Source organism: Pseudonocardia sp. WMMC193 (genome assembly GCF_021728735.1).
GTDB lineage: Bacteria > Actinomycetota > Actinomycetes > Mycobacteriales > Pseudonocardiaceae > Pseudonocardia > Pseudonocardia oroxyli.
In genome coordinates, this window is record NZ_JAKKDO010000003.1 from 5972276 (window position 1) to 5994388 (window position 22113).

Here is a 22113-nt window from a genome sequence, read left to right on the forward strand (position 1 = left end):
ATGAGCGACAGGCAGATCACCGGGATCCTGGGGCGCAAGCTCGGGATGACCCAGGTATTCGACGAGAACAACCGCGTTGTTCCGGTCACCGTGGTCCAGGCCGGGCCGAACGTCGTGACCCAGATCCGCTCGCAGGAGACGGACGGGTACGTCGCGGTCCAGCTCGCCTTCGGTGCGATCGACCCCCGCAAGGTGAACAAGCCCGAGACGGGCCACTTCGCCAAGGCGGGCGTCACGCCGCGCCGGTACACGGTGGAGCTGCGCACGACCGACGCGGCGAGCTACGAGCTCGGCCAGGAGATCACCGCCGAGGCCTTCGAGCCCGGTGCGATCGTCGACGTCGTCGGTACCACCAAGGGCAAGGGCACCGCGGGTGTCATGAAGCGCCACGGCTTCAAGGGCCTGGGCGCGTCGCACGGTACCCAGCGCAAGCACCGCTCGCCCGGCTCGATCGGCGGGTGTGCCACCCCCGGTCGCGTCTTCAAGGGCGTGCGGATGGCGGGTCGCATGGGTGTCGCGCGGCAGACCACGCAGAACCTGAAGATCCACCGCGTCGACGCCGAGCGCGGCCTGCTGCTGCTGAAGGGCGCCGTTCCCGGCCCCAAGGGCGGCCTCGTCGTGGTGAAGAGCGCTGCGAAGGGTGGTGCGAAGTAATGGCCACCGTCAACGTGGTCGACGCCAAGGGCGAGAAGACCGGTTCGGCCGAGCTTCCGGAGCACGTCTTCGACGTGACCGCGAACGTCCCGCTGATGCACCAGGTCGTCGTCGCCCAGCAGGCGGCCGCCCGCCAGGGCACGCACGACACCAAGACCCGGGGCGAGGTCCGCGGCGGCGGCAAGAAGCCGTACCGCCAGAAGGGCACCGGCCGGGCCCGCCAGGGCTCGACCCGCGCGCCGCAGTTCGCGGGCGGTGGCACCGTCCACGGCCCGACGCCGCGCGACTACGCCCAGAAGACCCCGAAGAAGATGAAGGCCGCCGCCCTGCGTGGCGCCCTGTCGGACCGCGCCCGCGCCGGGCTGGTCCACGTCGTCTCCGGGCTGGTCGAGGGGGACACCCCGTCGACGAAGTCGGCGCGCCAGGCCCTCGCGGCCGTCGCGGGCGCCGACACCAAGGTCCTCGCGGTCGTCGACCGGGACGACTCGGTGAACCTGCTGAGCCTGCGCAACCTCCCCGAGGTGCACCTGATCGCGCCGGACCAGCTGAACACCTACGACGTGCTGGTCAACGACGTCGTGCTGTTCACGCAGGCCTCGCTCGACGCGTTCCTGGCCGGCCCGATCGCGGTCAAGACGAAGCGTGCCGAGCGCGCGGAGAAGGAGGCGGGCAAGTGATCCCCGACCCGCGCGACATCCTGCTCGCGCCGGTGGTGTCCGAGAAGAGCTACAGCCTGCTGGACGGCAAGCAGTACACCTTCCTGGTCCACCCGGACGCGAACAAGACGCAGATCAAGATCGCTGTGGAGAAGGTCTTCGGGGTGAAGGTCGTCAGCGTGAACACGCTGAACCGCCCCGGGAAGCGCAAGCGCGCCAAGACCGGCTACGGCAAGCGCAAGGACACCAAGCGCGCGATCGTCACGCTCTCCGAGGAGAGCAAGGACATCGACGTCTTCGGTGCCCGGGCGAGCTGAGGGATTGAGCTGACTCATGGGTATCCGTAAGTACAAGCCGACGACTCCCGGCCGCCGCGGTTCCAGCGTCTCCGACTTCGCGGAGATCACCCGCGACACGCCGGAGAAGTCGCTGATCCGTCCGCTGCACAACAAGGGCGGTCGCAACGCGCACGGCAAGGTCACCACCCGCCACCAGGGCGGCGGCCACAAGCGTGCCTACCGCCTGATCGACTTCCGGCGGAACGACAAGGACGGCATCCCGGCCACCGTCGCGCACATCGAGTACGACCCCAACCGGACGTCTCGGATCGCGCTCCTGCACTTCGCGGACGGCGAGAAGCGCTACATCATCGCGCCCGCCCGCCTGAAGCAGGGTGACAAGGTCGAGTCCGGCCCCCGCGCCGACATCAAGGTCGGCAACAACCTGCCGCTGCGCAACATCCCGACCGGCACCGTGATCCACGCGATCGAGCTCCGCCCCGGTGGCGGCGCCAAGATCGCGCGGTCGGCCGGCTCGAGCGTGCAGCTGGTGGCGAAGGACGGCCCCTACGCGCAGCTGCGCATGCCGTCCGGCGAGATCCGCAACGTCGACGTGCGCTGCCGCGCCACCGTCGGCGAGGTGGGCAACGCCGAGCACTCCAACATCAACTGGGGCAAGGCGGGCCGCATGCGGTGGAAGGGCAAGCGCCCGACCGTCCGTGGTGTCGCCATGAACCCGGTCGACCACCCGCACGGTGGTGGTGAGGGCAAGACCTCCGGTGGTCGCCACCCGGTCAACCCCGCGGGCAAGCCCGAGGGCCGCACCCGCCGCACCAAGCCGTCCGACAAGTTGATCGTCCGCCGGCGTCGTACCGGCAAGAAGCGCTAGAGCAGGAGGTAAGACATGCCGCGCAGCCTGAAGAAGGGCCCGTTCGTCGACGACCACCTGCTCAAGAAGGTGGACGCCCTCAACGAGTCCGGCAAGAAGACCGTCATCCGCACCTGGAGCCGACGGTCCACCATCATCCCGGACATGATCGGCCACACGATCGCCGTGCACGACGGGCGCAAGCACGTCCCGGTGTTCGTGTCCGACTCGATGGTCGGCCACAAGCTGGGGGAGTTCGCTCCCACCCGCACGTTCCGTGGCCACATCAAGGACGACCGCAAAGCGCGTCGGCGCTAAGCGGACCGAGTAGCAGCGTAAGGAGAGGTGGAGAACAGCATGGCCGACACAGCCAGCAGCACCGCCGACGCCGCGCTCGAGCCCGCTCGAGCGCTGGCCAAGGCGCGGTTCGTGCGCATGTCGCCGACCAAGTGCCGTCGTGTCGTGGACCTGGTCCGCGGCCTGCCGGTGAACGAGGCCCTCGCGATCCTGCGGTACTCGCCGCAGGCCGCGGCGGAGCCCGTGGCGAAGGTCGTGGCGTCCGCCGCGGCGAACGCCGAGAACAACTTCGACATGGACCCGGAGACCCTCGTGGTCGCCGTCGCCATGGTCGACGAGGGCCCGACGCTGAAGCGGATCCGGCCGCGCGCCCAGGGGCGTGCGTACCGCATCCGCAAGCGGACGAGCCACATCACGATCGAGGTCGAGTCCGCCCCGGCGAAGACCGCCCGTCGTGGTGCTGCGAAGGGGAGGGCCCGCTGATGGGTCAGAAGATCAATCCGCACGGCTTCCGCCTGGGTATCACCACGGACTGGAGCTCGCGCTGGTACGCGGACAAGCAGTACGCGGAGTACGTGAAGGAAGACGTCGAGATCCGCCGCATGCTCTCCAAGGGCATGGAGCGGGCCGGCATCGCCAAGGTCGAGATCGAGCGCACCCGGGACCGCGTGCGGGTGGACATCCACACCGCGCGCCCGGGCATCGTGATCGGGCGCCGCGGCGCCGAGGCCGACCGGATCCGCAGCAGCCTCGAGAAGCTCACCAAGAAGCAGGTGCAGCTGAACATCCTCGAGGTCAAGAACTCGGAGTCCACCGCGCAGCTCGTGGCGCAGGGTGTCGCGGAGCAGCTGTCCAACCGTGTCGCCTTCCGGCGCGCGATGCGCAAGGCCATCCAGTCGGCCATGCGCTCGCCGCAGGTCAAGGGCATCCGGGTGCAGTGCTCCGGCCGTCTCGGCGGCGCGGAGATGTCGCGTTCGGAGTTCTACCGGGAGGGTCGCGTCCCGCTGCACACGCTGCGCGCGGACATCGACTACGGCCTGTTCGAGGCCCGCACCACCTTCGGTCGCATCGGCGTGAAGGTGTGGATCTACAAGGGTGACGTCGTCGGCGGTCGCCGCGAGGGCGCCCCGGCCGCCGCCGAGGCGCCGGGCCGTGGCCCGCGCCGCGAGCGTCCGGCCCGCCGTCGCTCCGGTGCCTCGGGCACCACGGCGACCAGCACGGACGCCGGGCGCGCAGCGGCCGAGCAGTCCGGTGGCGGCACCGCCACCGCGACCGAGGCTCCTGCGGCTCCGGCCGAGACCTCTGGGGAGAACTGAGCCATGCTGATCCCCCGCAAGGTGAAGCACCGCAAGCAGCACCGTCCGCACCGGACGGGGATGTCCACCGGTGGCACCCGGGTCACGTTCGGCGACTTCGGGATCCAGGCGCTCGAGCCGGCCTACGTCACCAACCGCCAGATCGAGTCGGCGCGTATCGCGATCAACCGGCACATCAAGCGTGGTGGCAAGGTCTGGATCAACGTCTTCCCGGACCGCCCGCTGACCAAGAAGCCCGCCGAGACCCGCATGGGTTCCGGTAAGGGCTCGCCCGAGAAGTGGGTGACCAACGTCAAGCCCGGCCGGGTGCTCTTCGAGATGAGCTACCCCAACGAGGAGCTTGCCCGCGAGGCCCTGCGCCGCGCGATCCACAAGCTGCCCATGAAGTGCCGGATCGTGACCCGTGAGGGTGGTGACATCTGATGGCGGCCACCACTGCTGCCGAGCTGCGTGAGCTGACCGACGAGGAGCTCGTGCTGCGGGTCAAGGAGTCCAAGGAGGAGCTGTTCAACCTCCGATTCCAGATGGCGACCGGGCAGCTGGACAACAACCGGCGGCTGCGTACCGTCCGGCACGACATCGCGCGGATCTACACGGTCATGCGCGAGCGCGAGCTGGGTCTGTCGGCCGCACCGAGCGACGATGAGGGCGCGGCATGAGCGACGAGAAGACGCAGACGCGCGGGGAGCGGAAGGTCCGTGAGGGCCTGGTCGTGTCCGACAAGATGGACAAGACCATCGTGGTCACCCTCGAGGACCGCGTGAAGCACCCGCTGTACGGCAAGGTCATCCGGCGGACCAGCAAGGTCAAGGCGCACGACGAGGCCAACACGGCCGGCGTCGGCGACCGCGTCCGGCTGATGGAGACCCGGCCGCTGTCCGCCACCAAGCGGTGGCGGCTGGTCGAGATCCTGGAGAAGGCGAAGTGATCCAGCAGGAGTCGCGGCTGCGCGTCGCCGACAACACCGGTGCCAAGGAGATCCTGTGCATCCGGGTGCTGGGCGGTTCGGCGCGGCGCTACGCGGGCATCGGCGACACCATCGTCGCCACCGTGAAGGACGCGATCCCGGCCGCCGGTGTGAAGCGCGGTGACGTCGTCAAGGCCGTCATCGTCCGCACCGTCAAGGAGAAGCGTCGTCCGGACGGCAGCTACATCCGGTTCGACGAGAACGCCGCCGTCCTGATCAAGGACAACGGCGAGCCGCGGGGGACCCGCATCTTCGGTCCGGTCGGTCGCGAGCTTCGCGACAAGAAGTTCATGAAGATCATCTCCCTCGCCCCGGAGGTGTTGTGAGATGAAGGTCAAGAAGGGCGACACGGTTCTCGTCATCGCCGGCAAGGACAAGGGCGCCAAGGGCAAGGTCATCCAGGCCTACCCCGAGCGTGACCGGGTCCTCGTCGAGGGCGTGAACCGGATCAAGAAGCACACGCGGGTGAGCCAGAACCAGCGGGGCGCGCAGTCCGGCGGGATCGTCACCCAGGAGGCGCCCATCCACGTCTCGAACGTGATGGTCGTCGACTCGGACGGCACGCCGACGCGCGTCGGCAAGAAGCTGGTCGAGGGCGAGGACGGCGCGAAGGCCCGTCGCGTCCGGATCTCCCGCAAGTCCGGGAAGGAGATCTGATGACCACCGCTGAGAAGGTCAACCCGCGCCTCAAGCAGCGCTACCTCGACGAGATCAAGGGCGAGCTGCAGGAGCAGTTCTCCTACGGCAACGTCATGCAGATCCCGGGCGTCGTCAAGGTCGTCGTGAACATGGGTGTCGGAGACGCCGCCCGTGACTCGAAGCTGATCGACGGTGCCGTGCGGGACCTGGCCACCATCACCGGCCAGAAGCCGCAGGTCCGCCGGGCCACGAAGTCCATCGCGCAGTTCAAGCTGCGCGAGGGCATGCCGATCGGCGCGAAGGTCACCCTCCGCAACGACCGGATGTGGGAGTTCCTGGACCGGCTGCTCACCATCGCGCTGCCGCGCATCCGCGACTTCCGTGGCCTGTCCGGCACGCAGTTCGACGGGCGTGGCAACTACACCTTCGGTCTCACGGAGCAGAGCATGTTCCACGAGATCGACCCGGACTCGATCGACCGGCCGCGTGGCATGGACATCACCGTCGTGACCACGGCGACCACGGACGAGGAAGGCCGGGCGCTCCTGCGCCGCCTCGGCTTCCCCTTCAAGGAGAACTGAGCAGATGGCGAAGAAGGCGCTCAAGATCAAGGCCGCCAAGGCCCCGAAGTTCAAGGTGCGCGGCTACACCCGCTGCCAGAAGTGCGGGCGTCCGCGTGCGGTCCTGCGCAAGTTCGGCCTGTGCCGCGTGTGCGTCCGCGAGATGGCCCACGCCGGCGAGCTGCCGGGCGTCCGCAAGAGCAGCTGGTAAGGCAGCAAGCTGCCTGTGAGTGGCGAGTGACGCTACCGCGTCACTGACCACTCACAACCAGAACTACCCTGTGAGTGATCAGTGACGCGAGAGCGCCACTCGCCACTCACAGGCCACGAAGTGGCATGAGTCGCCGTAGGCCCCGGCCCGAGCCGGGGAACCACGGCGGGGAAGAGACACCGACTATGACGATGACCGATCCGATCGCAGACATGCTCACGCGTCTGCGGAACGCGAACTCGGCCTATCACGACCAGGTCACGATGCCGCACTCCAAGCTGAAGGTCGCCATTGCGGAGATCCTGCAGAAGGAGGGCTACATCGCGAGCCACCACACCGAGGACGCCGAGGTCGGCAAGTCCCTGGTTGTCGAGCTGAAGTACGGCCGGAACCGCGAGCGCAGCGTCGCCGGGCTCCGCCGGGTCTCGAAGCCGGGCCTGCGGGTCTACGCGAAGTCGACCAACCTGCCGCGCGTCCTCGGCGGCCTGGGCATCGCGATCATCTCGACGAGCCAGGGCCTCATGACCGACAAGCAGGCGTACCGGAGCGGCGTGGGCGGGGAAGTCCTCGCCTACGTCTGGTGAGAGGGGAGTAGCGAATGTCCCGCATCGGGAAGCTGCCGATCACCGTTCCGGCCGGTGTCGACGTGAAGATCGACGGCCAGACCGTCACCGTCAAGGGCCCGAAGGGCACCTTGTCCCACACCGTCATCGCGCCGATCACGGTCGTGCTCGAGGACGGCGTCGTGCAGGTCAAGCGGCCTGACGACGAGCGCAAGACCAAGGCCTACCACGGCCTGTCCCGCACCCTGGTGAACAACCTCGTCGAGGGCGTCACCAAGGGCTACGAGAAGAAGCTCGAGATCGTCGGCGTCGGTTACCGCGTGGCGCTCAAGGGTCAGAACCTCGAGTTCGCCCTGGGCTTCTCGCACCCGGTCGTCGTCGAGCCGGCCGAGGGGATCTCCTTCGCCGTCGAGTCGCCGACCAAGTTCTCGGTCTCCGGGATCGACAAGCAGCTGGTCGGCGAGACCGCGGCGAACATCCGCAAGATCCGCAAGCCGGAGCCCTACAAGGGCAAGGGCGTGCGGTACGCCGGCGAGAACGTCCGCCGCAAGGTCGGGAAGACGGGTAAGTGATGGCCGAGACGATTTCTGCGAACGCCAAGAAGCGCACCGGTTCGCGGGTGTCCGCCACCCGTCGGCGTGGGGTCACCCGCCGGCACGCCCGGCTGCGCAAGAAGATCAGCGGCAGCCCCGCCCGTCCGCGCCTCGCGGTCAAGCGGAGCTCCCGCCACCTGCACGTCCAGCTGATCGACGACGTCGCGGGCCACACGCTGGCCCACGCGTCGACGCTCGACGCGGACGTCGCCGCCCTCGAGGGCGACAAGAAGGCCAAGGCCGCGAAGGTCGGCGAGCTCATCGCCGAGCGGGCCAAGGCCGCAGGCGTCGAGGCGGTCGTGTTCGACCACGGTGGCTTCGGCTACCACGGTCGGATCGCGGCCCTCGCCGACGCCGCCCGCGAGGGAGGCCTGAAGTTCTGATGCACAAGTTCGAGATGGAAGGGACCGTCTGATGCCGGGACGTACGCGGCGCGAGGGCGGTGGACCCGGCGGCGGCCAGAACTCTGGTGGCAACGACCGTCGGGACCGCCGTGACGGAGGCCGTGGCGGGGCGGCCCAGGACAAGACCCCGTACATCGAGCGACTCGTCACGATCAACCGTGTCGCCAAGGTCGTGAAGGGTGGTCGTCGCTTCAGCTTCACCGCCCTCATGATCGTCGGCGACGGCGACGGTCTCGTCGGCGTGGGCTACGGCAAGGCCAAGGAGGTCCCGGCCGCGATCGCCAAGGGTGTCGAGGAGGCGAAGAAGAACTTCTTCCGCGTCCCCCGCATCGGCGGCACGATCGTGCACCGGGTCCAGGGCGAGGCGGCGGCGGGCGTGGTCATGCTGCGCCCGGCCAGCCCCGGTACCGGTGTCATCGCCGGTGGCCCGGTCCGCGCGGTGCTGGAGTGCGCGGGCATCCACGACATCCTCTCCAAGTCGCTGGGCTCGGACAACGCGATCAACATCGTGCACGCCACGGTGGCCGCGCTGAAGCAGATCCAGCGTCCGGAGGAGGTGGCGGCCCGCCGCGGGCTGCCGCTCGAGGACGTCGCCCCGGCCTCCATGCTGCGTGCACGGGCCGAGGCGGCCCAGGCTGCGAGGGCGTGATGGCCGACAAGAAGCTGATCGTCACGCAGGTCAAGTCCGCCATCGGCGGGCAGCGCAACCAGCGTGAGTCCCTGAAGGCCCTCGGCCTGCGCAAGATCCGCCAGTCCCAGGAGTGGCCGGACACGCAGCAGGTCCGCGGGCTGATCAACACCGTGCGTCACCTGGTGACCGTGGAGGAGGTGAAGTCCTGATGAGCGACTCGATCAAGGTTCACCACCTGCGTCCGGCCCCCGGGGCCAAGACCGCCAAGACCCGCGTGGGTCGTGGTGAGGGCTCTAAGGGCAAGACGGCCGGTCGCGGTACCAAGGGCACCAAGGCCCGCAAGACCGTGTCCCCGGCCTTCGAGGGCGGGCAGATGCCGCTGCACATGCGGCTGCCCAAGCTCAAGGGCTTCAAGAACCGGTTCCGGACCGAGTTCCAGGTCGTGAACGTCGGCGACCTGGCCGTGCTCTTCCCGAAGGGCGGCGAGGTCACCCCCGAGGCCCTCGTCGAGGCCGGTGCGGTCCGCAAGGGCCAGCCGGTCAAGGTCCTCGGCAACGGCGAGCTCGACGGTGTCAAGCTGACCGTGTCCGCCAACGCCTTCTCCGGCTCCGCCAAGGAGAAGATCGAGGCCGCGGGCGGCTCCGTCACCGCGCTCTGAGGCAGTACCACCGGCGACGCCGTCCGTACGGTCCGGCCCCCTGAGGGGCCGCCGAACGGGCGGCGTCGTCGCTGTTAGAGTCGGTTCCCGCCCAGGTTCATGGGCAGACCAGGAGGATCACCGAGGTGCTCAGCGCTTTCCGGGCGGCCCTCACGACCCCGGATCTCCGGAAGAAGATCCTCTTCACCCTCGGGGTCGTGGCCGTCTATCGGCTGGGGGCGAACATCCCGTCGCCCGGCGTGTCCTACCCGAACGTGCAGGAGTGTCTCCGGCAGGTCGAGGGCAGTGAGAACGCGGGCATCTACTCGCTGATCAACCTGTTCTCCGGCGGCGCGTTGCTGCAGCTGTCCATCCTCGCGCTGGGGATCATGCCGTACATCACGGCGTCGATCATCATCCAGCTGCTCACCGTGGTCATCCCGCGGTTCGAGGCGCTGAAGAAGGAAGGCCAGTCCGGCCAGAACAAGCTGACGCAGTACACCCGCTACCTCACGATCGCCCTGGCGATCCTGCAGGCCACGGGCATCGTGTCGCTGGCGAACTCCGGTGCGTTGCTGGGCAACTGCCCGGGCATCATCCCGGACGACTCGGTCTTCAACCTCGCGGTCATCGTCATCGTGATGACGGCGGGCACGGCCATCGTCATGTGGCTGGGCGAGCAGGTCACGGAGAAGGGCGTCGGCAACGGCATGTCGTTGCTGATCTTCGCCTCGATCGCGCACCGCATCCCCGCCGAGGGCATGAACATCCTGAACAACGCGGGCCCGCTCGTCTTCGCGGGCGTCTGCGTGTTCGGTCTGGCGATCATCGTCAGCGTCGTGTTCGTGGAGCAGGGGCAGCGCCGCATCCCGGTCCAGTACGCCAAGCGGATGGTCGGGCGGCGGATGTACGGCGGCACGTCGACGTACCTGCCGCTGAAGGTCAACCAGGCGGGCGTCATCCCGGTGATCTTCGGATCCTCGCTGCTGTACCTGCCGGACCTCGTGGCCCGGCTCGTCGGCAACGACGGCGGCTGGTTCCAGCAGTTCGTGCAGACCTACCTGGTCGACCAGTCCAACTGGCTGCACATCCTCCTGTACGTCGCGCTCATCATCTTCTTCACCTACTTCTACGTGGGCATCACGTTCAACCCGGAGGAACGGGCGGACGAGATGAAGAAGTTCGGGGGCTTCATCCCCGGCATCAGGCCCGGTCGTCCGACCGCGGAGTACCTGAACTTCGTGCTCAGCCGGATCACCCTCCCCGGCTCGCTCTACCTGGGCATCATCGCGGTCCTGCCGAACTTCTTCCTGGGCGTGACGGGCTCGGGTCAGAACCAGAACTTCCCCTTCGGCGGCACCGCGGTGCTGATCATGGTCGGGGTCGGACTGGACACCGTGAAGCAGATCGAGAGCCAGCTGATGCAGCGGAACTACGAGGGTTTCCTGCGTTAGAGTGCGATGAGGGGGCCTTGTTCGACAGGCCGTCGAAGTTGCATCATCGACAGGCCCGCGGCCCTCAGGCCTCCGGGACTCGCGTACGCCGCCACCGTCGGTGGCCCAGGAGCAGAAAGCTAGGAGGTCGAGTACCCAGTGCGACTCGTTCTCGTCGGCCCGCCCGGAGCCGGGAAGGGCACCCAGGCCGCGCGCCTCGCGGAGACCCTCGACATCCCCCACATCTCCACGGGCGACCTCTTCCGCGCCAACCTGAAGGACGAGACGCCGCTCGGCCTCGAGGCGAAGAAGTACATGGACGCGGGCGACCTCGTCCCGGACTCGGTGACCGTCGGCATGGTGAAGGACCGCCTGGCGGACTCCGACACCGCGAAGGGCTTCATCCTCGACGGCTTCCCGCGCACCGTGTCGCAGGCGGACTCCCTGGCGGAGATCCTCGGGGGCCTCGGCGTCGAGATCGACGCCGTCGTGCAGTTCGAGGTCCCGGACGAGGAGCTCGTGCAGCGGCTGCTCGGTCGGGGGCGCTCGGACGACACCGAGGACGTCATCCGCAACCGGCAGCAGGTGTACCGCAGCGAGACCGCGCCGCTGCTGGAGTACTACGCCGACCGACTCGTCGTGGTGGACGCCGTCGGCGAGGTCTCTGAGGTCACCGACCGCGTCACCGCGGCACTCGACAAGTAGGGGCACCGACCGAGTTGGCTGGACGACGAGGCGGCGTGCTGGGCGCGCTGGCACGACTGCGGGGGCGCGACATCGAGCTCAAGAGCCCGACCGAGATCGAGGCGATGCGCGCGGCCGGGGCGGTCGTCGCGGCCGCGCTGGCGGCGGTCTCGGAGCAGGCCAAGCCCGGTGTCTCGACCGCCGAGCTCGACGCGGTGGCCGAGCAGGTCATCCGCGACGCGGGCGCCGTCCCGTCCTTCCTCGGCTACCACGGCTTCCCGGCGAGCATCTGCGCGTCGGTGAACGACCGGATCGTCCACGGGATCCCCTCGGCGAGCGACGTGCTCGCCGAGGGGGACCTGATCTCCGTCGACTGCGGGGCGATCCTCGACGGGTGGCACGGCGACTCGGCCGTGACCATCGCCGTCGGGAGCGTGTCCGAGGCCGACCTGGCCCTGTCGAAGGCCTGCGAGGCCGCGATGTGGGCGGGCATCGAGGCGGTCCGCCCCGGCGGGCGTCTCACCGACATCTCCTACGCGATCCAGGAGGCCTGCAAGGCCGCCGCCATCGCGGACCGGGCGGACTACGGGATCGTCGCCGAGTACGGCGGCCACGGCATCGGCACCTCGATGCACATGGACCCGTTCCTGCCCAACCACGGTGAGCCGGGCAAGGGCCCCAAGCTCGTCCCCGGCATGGCGCTGGCGATCGAGCCGATGCTGACCGCGGGCGACCCGGAGACCCGCGAGCTCGACGACGGCTGGACGGTCGTCACGGAGTCCGGCTCGCGCGCGGTGCACTGGGAGCACACCGTCGCCGTCACCGAGAGCGGCCACAGCGTCCTGACCCTCCCGGCGTAGCGGCTCCGCCGCCTGTGAGCGGCGAGTGGTGCTCCAGCACCACTTACCACTCACGAGTGCCGGCGGCGCAGGTCACAGGGGGTGGGCGAGCTCGTCCTTCGGCAGGCGCCAGATCAGCAGGGCGAGGACGGCCAGGGGGAGGGGCACGAGACCGGCGAGCAGGAACGTCGTCGGGATGCCGACGGCCTCGCCGACCGGGCCCGCGAGCGCGGTCGACACCGGCATCAGGGCCAGGGACACGAAGAAGTCCAGGCTGGAGACCCGGCCGAGCAGGTGCGGCGGGACCCGACGCTGGAGCAGCGTGCCCCAGATGACCATCGCGGCGCCGTGCGCGGCACCCACGACGGCGACGATCGCGCCCATCGTCCACAGCCGGTCGGCGAACCCGACGAGGGCCAGCGGGACCCCGCCCACGCCCCACAGCAGGATCATCACGGTCAGGTAGCGGCGCGGCATGCGGCCGACGCTGGCGAGCAGGGAACCCACCGCGCCGCCCGCCCCGAACAGGGCGAGCACCAGGGCGTACCCGCCCGGCCCGGACGCCGTCTGGTCCCGGACGGCGAAGGGCAGCAGCACCTCGATCGGCCCGATCACCAGCAGCACGAGGAGCACGGCGAACAGCAGCGTGGCGAACAGCCAGCCGGTGTGCAGGAAGTAGCGGAACCCCTCGCCGAGGTCGGCCAGGACCGACGACGGCTCGCGTTCGGTCTCCGGCGGCACCCGCATGACCAGCAGCGGGACCAGGGCGAGGAGGTAGCCCGCCGCGGCGCCGCCGAGGGCGTACCCCGGCCCGAACCCGGCGACCAGCACACCCGCGAGCGCGGGCCCCGCCGCGTACATCGCGACCGGGCGCAGGATGCCCTCCAGGCCGTTGGCCGCCAGCAGCTCGTCGGCGGGCAGCAGCGTGGGGAGGATGGCGGAGTAGGCGGGGAAGAAGAACGCCTCGGCCGCGCCGACCACGAACGCGACGGCGGCGAGGCTCCACAGCTCCAGCGTGCCGGTCAGGGCGAGCGCGGCGGCCAGCCCGGCCATCGCGATCCGGACGGTCTCGACGAGGCGGAGCAGCAGCCGTCGGGACATCCGGTCCGCGGCCACCCCGCCCAGCAGCACCGACAGCAGCAGCCCGGTGGCCGCCGCCGCGCTCACCAGCGACAGCTGCGCGGGCCCGCCGCCGAGCTCGATGACCTGGTAGACGAGCGCGACGATCCACAACCCGCTCGCGAACAGGCTCGCCGCCATGGACGCGGCGAGCAGCGCGTAGTCGCGGTGCCGGAAGGGGCGCAGCGCGCGGGGGAGGCGGGACGTACCGGTCGTCACGGGCATACTGGACCACCTGCACCGGGGTCGAGGTCAAGCCGATTCCCCGCCGATCCCCCTCGGTCCCGTGCGCGCGTACCCCCTCTGCGCACGTGCCGTCAAGCACACGTACACTGGACCATCGGCGCGCCGTGTGGCGCCGGTTCCGGTCGTGTCTCGTGCCCTCTGGTCCCGCCCCCGCTGCCCTGCGTGCCTGCACCACCCACAGGAAACCTGTCACGGAACGCGGAGGCTATGGCCAAGAAGGACGGGGCGATCGAGGTCGAGGGCCGGGTCGTCGAACCCCTGCCGAACGCGATGTTCCGCGTGGAGCTGGAGAACGGGCACCGAGTCCTCGCGCACATCAGCGGGAAGATGCGGCAGCACTACATCCGAATCCTCCCTGAGGACCGGGTGGTCGTGGAGCTCTCTCCGTACGACCTCTCCCGCGGCCGCATCGTCTACCGCTACAAGTGACGACTCACGACCAGAAGGATCGACAGACGTGAAGGTCAAGCCGAGCGTCAAGCCGATCTGCGACAAGTGCAAGGTGATCCGCCGTCACGGGCGGGTCATGGTGATCTGCGAGAACCTGCGCCACAAGCAGCGTCAGGGCTGATCTCCCGCTTTCGCGGAAAGCTGCTCAACACAGGACCTGCTTGTCAGGGTCCGACCAGGCGACACAGAGGAACCCGACGGACCTGCCGCGACACACGAGTTGCGGTGACACCTCCGGAACCGGGCCGGTGCCCCACCTAGTCAGTGGGGACGGCCGTCGGGAGTACCCGGCACGACACAAGGAGACACCAGCCGCATGGCACGACTCTCTGGTGTCGATCTCCCCCGCGACAAGCGGATGGAGGTCGCACTGACCTACATCTACGGGATCGGGCGTTCCCGCTCCCTCGAGATCCTGGCTGCGACGGACATCAGCAAGGACCTGCGCAGCAAGGACCTGACCGACGAGCAGCTCGCCTCGCTCCGCGAGTACATCGAGGCGAACCTCCGCGTCGAGGGTGACCTCCGCCGCGAGGTCCAGGCCGACATCCGTCGCAAGATCGAGATCGGGTGCTACCAGGGCATCCGGCACCGTCGCGGACTTCCGGTCCGTGGCCAGCGCACCAAGACCAACGCGCGCGGCCGCAAGGGCCCGAAGAAGACGGTCGCCGGTAAGAAGAAGGCAGGTAAGAAGTAATGCCGCCCCGCACCCGTGGTGCGGCGGGACCCAAGAAGGTCCGCCGCAAGGAGAAGAAGAACGTCGCGCTGGGCCACGCCCACATCAAGTCGACGTTCAACAACACCATCGTGTCCATCACGGACCCGACCGGTGCCGTCATCGCGTGGGCCTCGGCCGGTCACGTCGGCTTCAAGGGCTCGCGCAAGTCCACGCCGTTCGCGGCGCAGATGGCCGCCGAGTCCGCCGCCCGCAAGGCGGCCGAGCACGGCATGAAGAAGGTCGACGTCTTCGTCAAGGGCCCGGGTTCGGGCCGCGAGACCGCGATCCGCTCGCTCCAGGCCGCAGGCCTCGAGGTCGGGACGATCTCGGACGTCACCCCCCAGCCGCACAACGGATGCCGCCCGCCCAAGCGGCGCCGGGTCTAAGGGAAAGGGAGTAACAACTCATGGCTCGTTACACCGGACCCATGACTCGCAAGTCCCGCCGACTGAAGGTCGACCTCGTCGGCGGCGACCAGGCGTTCGAGCGTCGCCCTTACCCGCCCGGCCAGCACGGCCGGATCCGGATCAAGGAGACCGAGTACCTCCTGCAGATGCAGGAGAAGCAGAAGGCGCGCTTCGCCTACGGCGTGCTGGAGAAGCAGTTCCGCAGCTACTACGAGGAGGCGAACCGCCGTTCCGGCAAGACCGGTGACGAGCTGCTCCGCATCCTCGAGTCGCGGCTGGACAACGTCGTCTACCGGGCGGGCCTCGCGCGCACCCGGCGGATGGCGCGCCAGCTGGTGAACCACGGGCACTTCCTGGTCAACGGCCAGAAGGTGAACATCCCCAGCTTCCGCGTCTCGCAGTACGACATCATCGACGTCAAGCCCAAGAGCCTGGCGCTGGACCCGTTCGTGATCGCCAAGGAGCTCGTCGGCGACCGTCCGGTGCCGGCCTGGCTGCAGGTCGTGCCGTCGACCCTGCGGATCCTCGTGCACCAGCTCCCGGAGCGGGCGCAGATCGACACGCAGGTCACCGAGCAGCTGATCGTCGAGCTCTACTCGAAGTAGGGCTGTATCCCCCGGGCGCGTGCGTCCGGTCCCCCCGCCCTGCAGTGGGGCGGGGGGCTCACTGCGGCATCAAATAGTGGGTGTCGCGGCCTACGAAGGAGTCACACCGTGCTGATCTCTCAGCGCCCCACCCTCACCGAGGACTCGGTCACCGAGACCCGGTCGCGGTTCGTCATCGAGCCGCTCGAGCCCGGCTTCGGCTACACGCTGGGCAACTCGCTGCGCCGCACGCTGCTGTCGTCCATCCCGGGCGCGGCCGTGACCAGCATCCGCATCGACGGCGTGCTCCACGAGTTCACCACGGTCCCGGGGGTGAAGGAGGACGTCACCGACATCATCCTGAACCTCAAGGAGCTGGTGGTCTCCTCCGAGGAGGACGAGCCGGTCACGATGTACCTGCGCAAGCAGGGCCCCGGCGCGGTCACCGCGGGGGACATCGTCCCCCCGGCCGGCGTCACCGTGCACAATCCGGACCTGCACATCGCCACGCTGAACGACAAGGGCCGCCTCGAGGTGGAGCTCGTCGTCGAGCGGGGTCGTGGCTACGTCCCGGCCATGCAGAACAAGGCCACCGGCGCCGAGATCGGCCGCATCCCGGTCGACTCGATCTACTCGCCGGTGCTCAAGGTGACCTACAAGGTCGAGGCCACCCGTGTCGAGCAGCGCACGGACTTCGACAAGCTGGTGCTGGACGTCGAGACCAAGCCCAGCATCGGCCCGCGGGACGCCCTGGCGTCGGCGGGCAAGACCCTCGTCGAGCTGTTCGGCCTCGCCCGCGAGCTGAACGTCGACGCCGAGGGCATCGAGATCGGTCCGTCGCCGCAGGAGGCGGACACCATCGCGGCCTTCGCGATGCCGATCGAGGAGCTGGACCTCACGGTCCGGTCGTACAACTGCCTCAAGCGCGAGGGCATCCACACCGTGGGTGAGCTCGTCGGGCGCAGCGAGGCGGACCTGCTGGACATCCGCAACTTCGGCGCGAAGTCGATCGACGAGGTCAAGATGAAGCTCGTCGGCCTCGGCCTCGCCCTGAAGGACAGCCCGCCCGGGTTCGACCCGTCCGCCGCTGCCTCCGACTACGGCAGCGACGGTGGCTACGACGCCGACCCGTTCGGCGACGACGGCCAGGACTACGCAGAAACGGAGCAGTTGTAAGCCATGCCTCAGCCCACCAAGGGTCCCCGCCTCGGCGGGTCACCCGCCCACCAGCGGCTGATCCTGGCCAACCTGGCCACTGCGCTGTTCCAGCACGGTCGGATCACCACCACCGAGGCCAAGGCCCGTCGGCTGCGCCCCTACGCGGAGCGGCTGATCACCAAGGCCAAGCGCGGTGACCTGCACAACCGTCGCGAGATCCTCAAGGTCATCCGCGACAAGTCGGTCGTGCACCGGCTCGTCGAGGAGATCGGCCCGTTCTACGCGGACCGCAACGGCGGCTACACCCGGATCACCAAGACCATGCCGCGCAAGGGCGACAACGCCCCCATGGCCGTGATCGAGCTGATCCAGCAGAAGACCGTCACCGACGAGGCCAACCGTGCTCGCCGGGCCGCGGCCTCGCAGGCGGCCACCACCGCCGAGCCCGAGGTGACCGAGGAGAAGATCGAGGCCGCTCAGACGGACTCGACCGAGGCCGCCGAGGCACTGCAGGTCGCGGAGGTCGAGGAGTCGGCGTCGACCAACGAGGCGCCCTACGGCGAGGGCAGCCACGCCCCGCTGGAGGACCCGGCCGAGGCCCCCGAGGGCTTCGAGATCAAGGGCAACGCGGACTCGATGCTGTACCACGTCCCCGGTTCGTCGCACTACGACCGCACCGTGGCCGAGGTCTGGTTCGCCACCCCGGAGGCCGCCGAGGCCGCCGGTTTCTCGCTGCCGAAGTCCCAGCAGGAGACCGACTCTGAGTGAGTCCTCCCCTGTGAACGAGCCCGCCGTCCTCCCGGACGGCGGGCTCGCTCGCTTTCGCCTGGACGTCTCCTACGACGGCACGGACTTCTCCGGCTGGGCGGTCCAGCCCGGTCTGCGGACCGTGCAGGGCGTGCTGACGGACGCGCTGTCCCGGGTCCTGCGCGCCGAGGTCTCGCTGACCGTCGCCGGCCGGACGGACGCCGGGGTGCACGCGTCGGGCCAGGTCGTGCACGCGGACCTCGACGACTCCCTCGACCCGGTCTGGCTGGTGCGTCGGCTGGCCCGGATCCTCCCGCCGGACGTCCGGGTGCGCGCCGTGACGCCCGTGCCCCCCGCGTTCGACGCCCGGTTCGCGGCCCTGCGCCGCCACTACGCGTACCGCGTCGCCGTGACCCCGTGGGGTGCGGATCCGCTGCGCGCCCGCGACACCGTGTCCTGGCCGTACCCGGTGAGTCGGGAGGCGGTGAACGCCGCCTCGGCCCTGCTGGTGGGCGAACACGACTTCGCGGCCTACTGCAAGCACCGCGAGGGCGCCACCACGGTCCGGGGGCTGGAGCGCTTCACCTGGTCCGCGGGGGACGGCGTGCTGACCGCGCACGTCTCGGCGGACGCCTTCTGCCACAGCATGGTCCGCAGCCTCGTGGGCGCGATGCTGGAGGTGGGCCGGGGCCGCAAGCCGGTCGACTGGCCGGCCTCGCTGCTGGCCCGCCGGGAGCGCGAGTCCGGCATCCCGGTCGCCCCCGCCCACGGCCTGACGCTGGTGGGGGTGGACTACCCCGCCGACGCCGAGCTCGCGGCGCGCACCGAGATCACCCGCAACGTCCGCACCCGGTGAACGGCGCGTCAGCGGCCGCGGAGCTCGCGGACGTTGACCACCAGCAGGAGCAGCGCGGCCAGGGCCAGTGAGCCCGCCAGCACGATCTTCCAGCCGCTCAGCAGGGCGATCACCAGGCCCGTCACCACCAACGCGGTGATCGCGAGCCCCGCCAGGCTGGCGGCGAACTCGACGGAGCGCCGCCGCGCCACCGACTCGACGATCGCGAACGCGACGAGCCCCACCGCGAACCACAGCAGCGTGGACAGGTGCGGCCAGTAGAGCAACGCGCCGAGCCCACCGATGAGCACCGGGATGGACAGCGCGGCCCAGACCCGCAGGAAGCGCGACCGGAGGTCCGCGGGCACCACGTAGGGCAGGTGCGGGCGATTCAGATGGGCGTCCGGCGGGCCCGGCGGACGGGGGCGGGCGAGCCGGTCGGACTGGACGTCGATCTCCTCGGTGAGCCGCACCCGCTCGGCGACGAGCCCCGCCAGGGCCGTCTCGCGGGCGCGCAGCTCCTCGAGGTGCGCGGGACGGCCGGGGGCGGCGTCGGTGTGGGCGGTGAGCGAACGGATCTCGGCGTACAGCCCGCGGACCGCGAGCCGCTCGCCCGCGATCTCGGTCTCCAGCTCGTCCACCCGGACCTGCAGGAGCTTCATCCGCTCCTCGAGCGCGGCGACCTCCTCGTCCGCGGTGGCGGGCACCTTGTCCAGGCCCGCCCAGCCGAGCGGGTCCGCCCAGGAGCGGCGGACCGACCCGTCGCGCTCGTAGCGGGGTCCCGCGGGCGCCCGCTCGCCGCCGAAGGAGTCCTTCGTGTCCAGGCCCCACAGGCCCCGGTAGTCCCGGATCCAGGGGGTGCCGTCGTCCACCGGGACCCGGGTCCACGCGGTGAGCGCGACGCCGTCGCCCCGGGCGTAGTCGATGAACGGGATGTCGAAGCTGCCGGTGCCCGGCTCGGGCGCGAACGGCATCAGCCAGCGGCGCATCCGCTGGATCGTGCGCAGGACCGCACGCAGCGCGGGCAGCCCGACGCTGACGACGTAGTCCCCGGCGACGAACGCGTGCGAGTGCGAGCCCGCGCCGGGGTAGAGGACCGGGTGGTCACCGGACCGGTCCAGCAGCGGGTCGTCCCAGCGGCGGCGCAGGTCGTCCCCGGTGTGGTCGTGCGAGGAACCCGCGACCCAGGCGGGCACGAGCTCGTTCTCGCCGCCGTTCTCGCCCGGGACGAGGTAGACGCAGACGTTCTCCCAGTCGGCCTCGTGGTCGTTGACCCCGTGGAAGGTCGAGCGCCAGTCGTTGAAGGCGTAGAAGTACCAGTACTGCAGCACGGTGTAGCCCGCGCTGCGCACGACCCGCCCGTAGTAGGTCGCCCCGTGCAGGTCCTTGCTGCCCTGGTGGGCCGCCGCGACCAGGCCGTTCGGGACCTTGCCGCGCACCAGCAGCGACAGCCGCAGCAGGACGTCGATCAGCCGGGCGATCACCCCCACCGCGGCGAACCGCCCGATCCCGCCGACCCGCGGCCGGTCCGTGCGCCGCCAGCGGCGGACCTCCTTGGCGCGCAGGGACTTCTGCACGAACCGCAGGTGCATCCGGTGCTCGCGGCGCCGACGCCCCTGCTCGGCCAGCGACTCCAGGGTGAGCTCCCCGGCGGGCACGACCGGGCTGTCCCGCTCGTCCCAGAGCGAGCAGCGGGCGACGTAGTCGTCCACGGCGATCGGCAGGAACAGCTCGCCGTGGGTGTAGCGCAGAATCGGTTCGTACCGGCGGAGGAGGTCGAGGTCCGCTGGTTCCACGCCGCCAGGGTATTACGTTCGTGCCATGAACCATGGGCTGGAGATCGCGTTGGAGGAGGCCCGGGCGGGGCTGGCGTCGGGCGGGATCCCGATCGGGGCCGCGCTCCTGGGGCCGGACGGCGAGGTGTTGGGCCGCGGCCACAACCGTCGGGTCCAGGACGACGACCCGTCGGTCCACGGGGAGACGGCGGCCTTCCGGAACGCGGGCCGCCAGCGGGACTACCGGCGCACCACGATGGTCACCACCCTCTCGCCGTGCTGGTACTGCAGCGGCCTGATCCGCCAGTTCGGCATCGGCGCGGTGGTCATCGGCGAGGCGCGGACCTTCCACGGCGGGCACGACTGGCTCGCCGAGCACGGCGTGGCGGTCACCGTGCTCGACGACCCGCGCTGCGTCGGGCTGATGGAGGACTTCATCGCCGCGCGGCCGGAGCTGTGGAACGAGGACATCGGGGTCGCCGAATAGTTCCGTTCCGCCCCGGGGAGCGGTCCCTGCGGGCTACCGTCCGGCGGTGGTGATCCCCCGCCCACCCGCGCTGTCATGATTCCCCGCCCACCCGCGACCAGGGACCAGGCCGACGCCCACCGCTACGGTCTGCGCCGGCTGGAGGCGGCGCTGGTCCGCGCGGACCCCGTGCCGCTGCACGAGCAGCTGCGGTCCCAGCGACGCGCCACCCTGGTCGGCGCCGTGCTGGCGGTGCTGGGCCTGGTCGCGGTGGCCGTGTACGCCGCGTTCGCGCCGCGGCCCGACTGGTCGCGGGAGTCCATCGTGGTCGGGACGCCGTCGGGGGCGGTGTTCGCGGTGCTGCGCGACCCCGACCGGCTCGTCCCGGTGGTGGACGCCGTCGCGGCCCGCCTGGTCCTGGCCGCGGCGGGACAGCCGCCCGGGGAGCCGCGACTGGTGCCGGACGAGGTGCTCGCCACCGCCGCGCGCACCCCGCCCGCCGCGGTGGCGGGAGCCACCGGGGTGCGGCCCGCCCCGATGCCGGGCGGCTGGGGCGTGTGCGACGGCCCCGACGGAGTGGTGGTCCTGGCGGGCGCGGCGACCGGCGGCGGCGAACCGGTGCGGGCGCTCTGGGCGCGGACGCCGGGCGGCGACATGGTCGCCGTGGTGGACGGCGTGCGGCACCCGGTCGGGGACGAGTCCGTGCGCACCGCGTTGGGGCTCGGCGCCCGGTCGCCGGTGACGGTCCCCGCGGCCGTCCTGTCCGCCCTCCCGGAGGGACCCGCGTTCGCCCTGCCCGAGGTCGCCGGGGGAGCGGGCCCCGCCGCCGTACCGGGCCGGCCGGGGGACGTGCTGAGCACCACCGGCGTCGACGGCCGCGTGCGCCTGTACGCGGTGCTGCCCGGCGGGGTGCAGGAGGTGCCCGCGACCGTCGCCGAGGTCCTCCGGGCGCGGGGCGGGGCCGGACCGCGGGAGGTGGCGCCCTCCGTGGTGGCCGAGGCGCCCCAGCGCAGCGTCCTGCCCGTCGCGGCCTGGCCCGGCGCCGCGCCGACGTGGGAGGAACCGACCGGACCGGTGTGCGCGACCTGGTCGGGGCGCTGGGGGCTGAGCGCGGGGGAGCCGCCGATCGCGGCCGGTGCCGCGCAGGTCGAGGGTGTGCTGGTGGCGGGCGCGGGTGCCGTCCGGTCGACCTCGCCGACGGGCGGCGGAACGGTGTGGCTGGTCTCGGCCGCCGGCGTCGCCTACGGCGTGGCGGACGCGGCCACGGCCGCCGCCCTCGGCCTGCCGCCTGCGCTCCCCGAGGTGCCCGAGAGCCTGCTCCGCCTGCTGCCCCGGGGCGGCACCGTCGACCTGGCCCAGGCCGTCGGGGCAGGCTGAC

Annotated in this window: 34 protein-coding genes and 1 pseudogene; 33 read left to right on the forward strand and 2 right to left on the reverse strand. The window is 70.6% G+C overall.

Annotated features, from left to right (window positions below):
* From rplC to map, 23 genes are all read left to right on the forward strand, one after another.
* Positions 1-654, forward strand: a complete 654-nt coding sequence (gene rplC / locus L3X23_RS30610) for a 50S ribosomal protein L3 (protein WP_093076973.1) — start codon at positions 1-3, stop codon at positions 652-654.
* The gene (rplD, locus tag L3X23_RS30615) at positions 654-1331 is read left to right on the forward strand and encodes a 50S ribosomal protein L4 (RefSeq protein ID WP_237196640.1); all 678 of its coding nucleotides are present in this window, start codon (positions 654-656) and stop codon (positions 1329-1331) included. The genes rplC and rplD overlap by 1 nt, the downstream gene beginning before the upstream one ends.
* Positions 1328-1627: a 50S ribosomal protein L23 gene (gene rplW / locus L3X23_RS30620; RefSeq protein WP_093076981.1), complete on the forward strand. Its 300-nt coding sequence runs from the start codon at positions 1328-1330 to the stop codon at positions 1625-1627. Before rplD ends, rplW begins: the two co-directional genes overlap by 4 nt.
* A gap of 16 nt (positions 1628-1643) precedes the next feature.
* Complete coding sequence (gene rplB, locus L3X23_RS30625; RefSeq protein ID WP_093076984.1) at positions 1644-2477, forward strand: 50S ribosomal protein L2; 834 nt, start codon at positions 1644-1646, stop codon at positions 2475-2477.
* Positions 2478-2492: 15 nt separating this feature from the next.
* Positions 2493-2774, forward strand: a complete 282-nt coding sequence (rpsS, locus tag L3X23_RS30630) for a 30S ribosomal protein S19 (RefSeq protein ID WP_020622935.1) — start codon at positions 2493-2495, stop codon at positions 2772-2774.
* Between the two features lie 39 nt (positions 2775-2813).
* Positions 2814-3236 (forward strand): 50S ribosomal protein L22, encoded by a 423-nt coding sequence (gene rplV, locus L3X23_RS30635; RefSeq protein ID WP_093077470.1) that lies wholly within the window; start codon positions 2814-2816, stop codon positions 3234-3236.
* Positions 3236-4069 carry a 30S ribosomal protein S3 gene (gene rpsC, locus L3X23_RS30640; RefSeq protein ID WP_093076986.1) on the forward strand — a complete coding sequence of 278 codons (834 nt, stop codon included), beginning with the start codon at positions 3236-3238 and terminating at the stop codon, positions 4067-4069. Before rplV ends, rpsC begins: the two co-directional genes overlap by 1 nt.
* Before the next feature lie 3 nt (positions 4070-4072).
* Positions 4073-4492: a 50S ribosomal protein L16 gene (gene rplP, locus L3X23_RS30645; protein ID WP_093076989.1), complete on the forward strand. Its 420-nt coding sequence runs from the start codon at positions 4073-4075 to the stop codon at positions 4490-4492.
* Positions 4492-4728, forward strand: coding sequence for a 50S ribosomal protein L29 (rpmC, locus tag L3X23_RS30650; protein WP_093076991.1), 237 nt, complete (start codon positions 4492-4494; stop codon positions 4726-4728). Before rplP ends, rpmC begins: the two co-directional genes overlap by 1 nt.
* Complete coding sequence (gene rpsQ / locus L3X23_RS30655; protein ID WP_237196642.1) at positions 4725-4997, forward strand: 30S ribosomal protein S17; 273 nt, start codon at positions 4725-4727, stop codon at positions 4995-4997. The genes rpmC and rpsQ overlap by 4 nt, the downstream gene beginning before the upstream one ends.
* Positions 4994-5362, forward strand: coding sequence for a 50S ribosomal protein L14 (gene rplN / locus L3X23_RS30660; RefSeq protein ID WP_093076997.1), 369 nt, complete (start codon positions 4994-4996; stop codon positions 5360-5362). Before rpsQ ends, rplN begins: the two co-directional genes overlap by 4 nt.
* 1 nt (position 5363) lies before the next feature.
* The gene (gene rplX, locus L3X23_RS30665) at positions 5364-5693 is read left to right on the forward strand and encodes a 50S ribosomal protein L24 (protein WP_093077000.1); all 330 of its coding nucleotides are present in this window, start codon (positions 5364-5366) and stop codon (positions 5691-5693) included.
* On the forward strand, positions 5693-6256 hold the full coding sequence (rplE, locus tag L3X23_RS30670) for a 50S ribosomal protein L5 (protein ID WP_093077003.1): 564 nt from the start codon (positions 5693-5695) through the stop codon (positions 6254-6256). The genes rplX and rplE overlap by 1 nt, the downstream gene beginning before the upstream one ends.
* A 4-nt stretch (positions 6257-6260) precedes the next feature.
* Positions 6261-6446 carry a type Z 30S ribosomal protein S14 gene (locus L3X23_RS30675; RefSeq protein WP_093077005.1) on the forward strand — a complete coding sequence of 62 codons (186 nt, stop codon included), beginning with the start codon at positions 6261-6263 and terminating at the stop codon, positions 6444-6446.
* 185 nt (positions 6447-6631) lie between these two features.
* Positions 6632-7030 carry a 30S ribosomal protein S8 gene (gene rpsH / locus L3X23_RS30680; protein ID WP_093077008.1) on the forward strand — a complete coding sequence of 133 codons (399 nt, stop codon included), beginning with the start codon at positions 6632-6634 and terminating at the stop codon, positions 7028-7030.
* Positions 7031-7044: 14 nt separating this feature from the next.
* Positions 7045-7581, forward strand: coding sequence for a 50S ribosomal protein L6 (gene rplF, locus L3X23_RS30685; RefSeq protein ID WP_237196644.1), 537 nt, complete (start codon positions 7045-7047; stop codon positions 7579-7581).
* Positions 7581-7985, forward strand: a complete 405-nt coding sequence (gene rplR, locus L3X23_RS30690; RefSeq protein WP_093077012.1) for a 50S ribosomal protein L18 — start codon at positions 7581-7583, stop codon at positions 7983-7985. The genes rplF and rplR overlap by 1 nt, the downstream gene beginning before the upstream one ends.
* 31 nt (positions 7986-8016) lie before the next feature.
* A complete protein-coding gene (gene rpsE / locus L3X23_RS30695; protein WP_093077015.1) occupies positions 8017-8655 on the forward strand; it encodes a 30S ribosomal protein S5 in 639 nt (212 codons plus the stop codon).
* Complete coding sequence (gene rpmD, locus L3X23_RS30700; protein ID WP_093077017.1) at positions 8655-8846, forward strand: 50S ribosomal protein L30; 192 nt, start codon at positions 8655-8657, stop codon at positions 8844-8846. The genes rpsE and rpmD overlap by 1 nt, the downstream gene beginning before the upstream one ends.
* Positions 8846-9295: a 50S ribosomal protein L15 gene (rplO, locus tag L3X23_RS30705; protein WP_093077020.1), complete on the forward strand. Its 450-nt coding sequence runs from the start codon at positions 8846-8848 to the stop codon at positions 9293-9295. Before rpmD ends, rplO begins: the two co-directional genes overlap by 1 nt.
* Positions 9296-9420: 125 nt before the next feature.
* A complete protein-coding gene (gene secY / locus L3X23_RS30710; RefSeq protein ID WP_093077023.1) occupies positions 9421-10728 on the forward strand; it encodes a preprotein translocase subunit SecY in 1308 nt (435 codons plus the stop codon).
* A 138-nt stretch (positions 10729-10866) separates the two neighbouring features.
* The gene (locus L3X23_RS30715; protein ID WP_237196646.1) at positions 10867-11412 is read left to right on the forward strand and encodes an adenylate kinase; all 546 of its coding nucleotides are present in this window, start codon (positions 10867-10869) and stop codon (positions 11410-11412) included.
* Positions 11413-11450: 38 nt separating this feature from the next.
* Complete coding sequence (gene map, locus L3X23_RS30720) at positions 11451-12251, forward strand: type I methionyl aminopeptidase (RefSeq protein ID WP_255735750.1); 801 nt, start codon at positions 11451-11453, stop codon at positions 12249-12251.
* A 72-nt stretch (positions 12252-12323) separates the two neighbouring features.
* On the opposite strand, the gene L3X23_RS30725 is transcribed toward map, so the two are convergent.
* Positions 12324-13574 (reverse strand): MFS transporter, encoded by a 1251-nt coding sequence (locus L3X23_RS30725; protein WP_237196648.1) that lies wholly within the window; start codon positions 13572-13574, stop codon positions 12324-12326.
* 228 nt (positions 13575-13802) lie between these two features.
* Between L3X23_RS30725 and infA the strand changes: the two genes are divergently transcribed.
* The 8 genes and pseudogenes from infA to truA all read left to right on the forward strand — a co-directional run bounded on the left by infA (position 13803) and on the right by truA (position 18515).
* On the forward strand, positions 13803-14024 hold the full coding sequence (gene infA, locus L3X23_RS30730; protein ID WP_010228514.1) for a translation initiation factor IF-1: 222 nt from the start codon (positions 13803-13805) through the stop codon (positions 14022-14024).
* A gap of 28 nt (positions 14025-14052) precedes the next feature.
* Positions 14053-14166, forward strand: a complete 114-nt coding sequence (gene rpmJ / locus L3X23_RS30735; protein WP_015883600.1) for a 50S ribosomal protein L36 — start codon at positions 14053-14055, stop codon at positions 14164-14166.
* 195 nt (positions 14167-14361) lie between these two features.
* Positions 14362-14742 carry a 30S ribosomal protein S13 gene (rpsM, locus tag L3X23_RS30740; RefSeq protein ID WP_093077032.1) on the forward strand — a complete coding sequence of 127 codons (381 nt, stop codon included), beginning with the start codon at positions 14362-14364 and terminating at the stop codon, positions 14740-14742.
* Positions 14742-15149, forward strand: a complete 408-nt coding sequence (rpsK, locus tag L3X23_RS30745) for a 30S ribosomal protein S11 (protein WP_093077035.1) — start codon at positions 14742-14744, stop codon at positions 15147-15149. The genes rpsM and rpsK overlap by 1 nt, the downstream gene beginning before the upstream one ends.
* Positions 15150-15169: 20 nt before the next feature.
* The gene (gene rpsD / locus L3X23_RS30750; protein ID WP_237196650.1) at positions 15170-15775 is read left to right on the forward strand and encodes a 30S ribosomal protein S4; all 606 of its coding nucleotides are present in this window, start codon (positions 15170-15172) and stop codon (positions 15773-15775) included.
* Positions 15776-15883: 108 nt separating this feature from the next.
* Positions 15884-16930 carry a DNA-directed RNA polymerase subunit alpha gene (locus tag L3X23_RS30755; protein ID WP_093077039.1) on the forward strand — a complete coding sequence of 349 codons (1047 nt, stop codon included), beginning with the start codon at positions 15884-15886 and terminating at the stop codon, positions 16928-16930.
* A gap of 3 nt (positions 16931-16933) precedes the next feature.
* Positions 16934-17467 (forward strand): annotated as a pseudogene (gene rplQ, locus L3X23_RS30760) (50S ribosomal protein L17); the annotation flags it as partial.
* 223 nt (positions 17468-17690) lie between these two features.
* Positions 17691-18515 carry a tRNA pseudouridine(38-40) synthase TruA gene (gene truA / locus L3X23_RS30765; protein ID WP_237196652.1) on the forward strand — a complete coding sequence of 275 codons (825 nt, stop codon included), beginning with the start codon at positions 17691-17693 and terminating at the stop codon, positions 18513-18515.
* An 8-nt stretch (positions 18516-18523) separates the two neighbouring features.
* On the opposite strand, the gene L3X23_RS30770 is transcribed toward truA, so the two are convergent.
* Positions 18524-20290: a hypothetical protein gene (locus L3X23_RS30770; RefSeq protein WP_237196654.1), complete on the reverse strand. Its 1767-nt coding sequence runs from the start codon at positions 20288-20290 to the stop codon at positions 18524-18526.
* A gap of 25 nt (positions 20291-20315) precedes the next feature.
* Here L3X23_RS30770 and L3X23_RS30775 point away from each other — a divergent pair, with 25 nt between their 5' ends.
* Positions 20316-20756: a nucleoside deaminase gene (locus tag L3X23_RS30775; RefSeq protein WP_237196656.1), complete on the forward strand. Its 441-nt coding sequence runs from the start codon at positions 20316-20318 to the stop codon at positions 20754-20756.
* A 75-nt stretch (positions 20757-20831) separates the two neighbouring features.
* The gene (gene eccB, locus L3X23_RS30780) at positions 20832-22112 is read left to right on the forward strand and encodes a type VII secretion protein EccB (protein WP_237196658.1); all 1281 of its coding nucleotides are present in this window, start codon (positions 20832-20834) and stop codon (positions 22110-22112) included.
* Position 22113 lies beyond the last annotated feature (1 nt).

Coding starts and splice junctions, on each gene's coding strand:
- rplX (WP_093077000.1), top strand. CDS start 5,364: ATGAAGGTCAAGAAGGGCGACACGGTTCTCGTCATCGCCGGCAAGGAC.
- rpmC (WP_093076991.1), top strand. CDS start 4,492: ATGGCGGCCACCACTGCTGCCGAGCTGCGTGAGCTGACCGACGAGGAG.
- rpsE (WP_093077015.1), top strand. CDS start 8,017: ATGCCGGGACGTACGCGGCGCGAGGGCGGTGGACCCGGCGGCGGCCAG.
- rpsM (WP_093077032.1), top strand. CDS start 14,362: ATGGCACGACTCTCTGGTGTCGATCTCCCCCGCGACAAGCGGATGGAG.
- rpsQ (WP_237196642.1), top strand. CDS start 4,725: ATGAGCGACGAGAAGACGCAGACGCGCGGGGAGCGGAAGGTCCGTGAG.
- L3X23_RS30775 (WP_237196656.1), top strand. CDS start 20,316: ATGAACCATGGGCTGGAGATCGCGTTGGAGGAGGCCCGGGCGGGGCTG.
- rpmD (WP_093077017.1), top strand. CDS start 8,655: ATGGCCGACAAGAAGCTGATCGTCACGCAGGTCAAGTCCGCCATCGGC.
- rplE (WP_093077003.1), top strand. CDS start 5,693: ATGACCACCGCTGAGAAGGTCAACCCGCGCCTCAAGCAGCGCTACCTC.
- L3X23_RS30725 (WP_237196648.1), bottom strand. CDS start 13,574: ATGCCCGTGACGACCGGTACGTCCCGCCTCCCCCGCGCGCTGCGCCCC.
- rpsK (WP_093077035.1), top strand. CDS start 14,742: ATGCCGCCCCGCACCCGTGGTGCGGCGGGACCCAAGAAGGTCCGCCGC.
- rplF (WP_237196644.1), top strand. CDS start 7,045: ATGTCCCGCATCGGGAAGCTGCCGATCACCGTTCCGGCCGGTGTCGAC.
- rpsS (WP_020622935.1), top strand. CDS start 2,493: ATGCCGCGCAGCCTGAAGAAGGGCCCGTTCGTCGACGACCACCTGCTC.
- eccB (WP_237196658.1), top strand. CDS start 20,832: ATGATTCCCCGCCCACCCGCGACCAGGGACCAGGCCGACGCCCACCGC.
- rplR (WP_093077012.1), top strand. CDS start 7,581: ATGGCCGAGACGATTTCTGCGAACGCCAAGAAGCGCACCGGTTCGCGG.
- rplC (WP_093076973.1), top strand. CDS start 1: ATGAGCGACAGGCAGATCACCGGGATCCTGGGGCGCAAGCTCGGGATG.
- rplB (WP_093076984.1), top strand. CDS start 1,644: ATGGGTATCCGTAAGTACAAGCCGACGACTCCCGGCCGCCGCGGTTCC.
- rplD (WP_237196640.1), top strand. CDS start 654: ATGGCCACCGTCAACGTGGTCGACGCCAAGGGCGAGAAGACCGGTTCG.
- rplP (WP_093076989.1), top strand. CDS start 4,073: ATGCTGATCCCCCGCAAGGTGAAGCACCGCAAGCAGCACCGTCCGCAC.
- L3X23_RS30675 (WP_093077005.1), top strand. CDS start 6,261: ATGGCGAAGAAGGCGCTCAAGATCAAGGCCGCCAAGGCCCCGAAGTTC.
- rplO (WP_093077020.1), top strand. CDS start 8,846: ATGAGCGACTCGATCAAGGTTCACCACCTGCGTCCGGCCCCCGGGGCC.
- rpsH (WP_093077008.1), top strand. CDS start 6,632: ATGACGATGACCGATCCGATCGCAGACATGCTCACGCGTCTGCGGAAC.
- rpsC (WP_093076986.1), top strand. CDS start 3,236: ATGGGTCAGAAGATCAATCCGCACGGCTTCCGCCTGGGTATCACCACG.
- rpsD (WP_237196650.1), top strand. CDS start 15,170: ATGGCTCGTTACACCGGACCCATGACTCGCAAGTCCCGCCGACTGAAG.
- rplV (WP_093077470.1), top strand. CDS start 2,814: ATGGCCGACACAGCCAGCAGCACCGCCGACGCCGCGCTCGAGCCCGCT.
- infA (WP_010228514.1), top strand. CDS start 13,803: ATGGCCAAGAAGGACGGGGCGATCGAGGTCGAGGGCCGGGTCGTCGAA.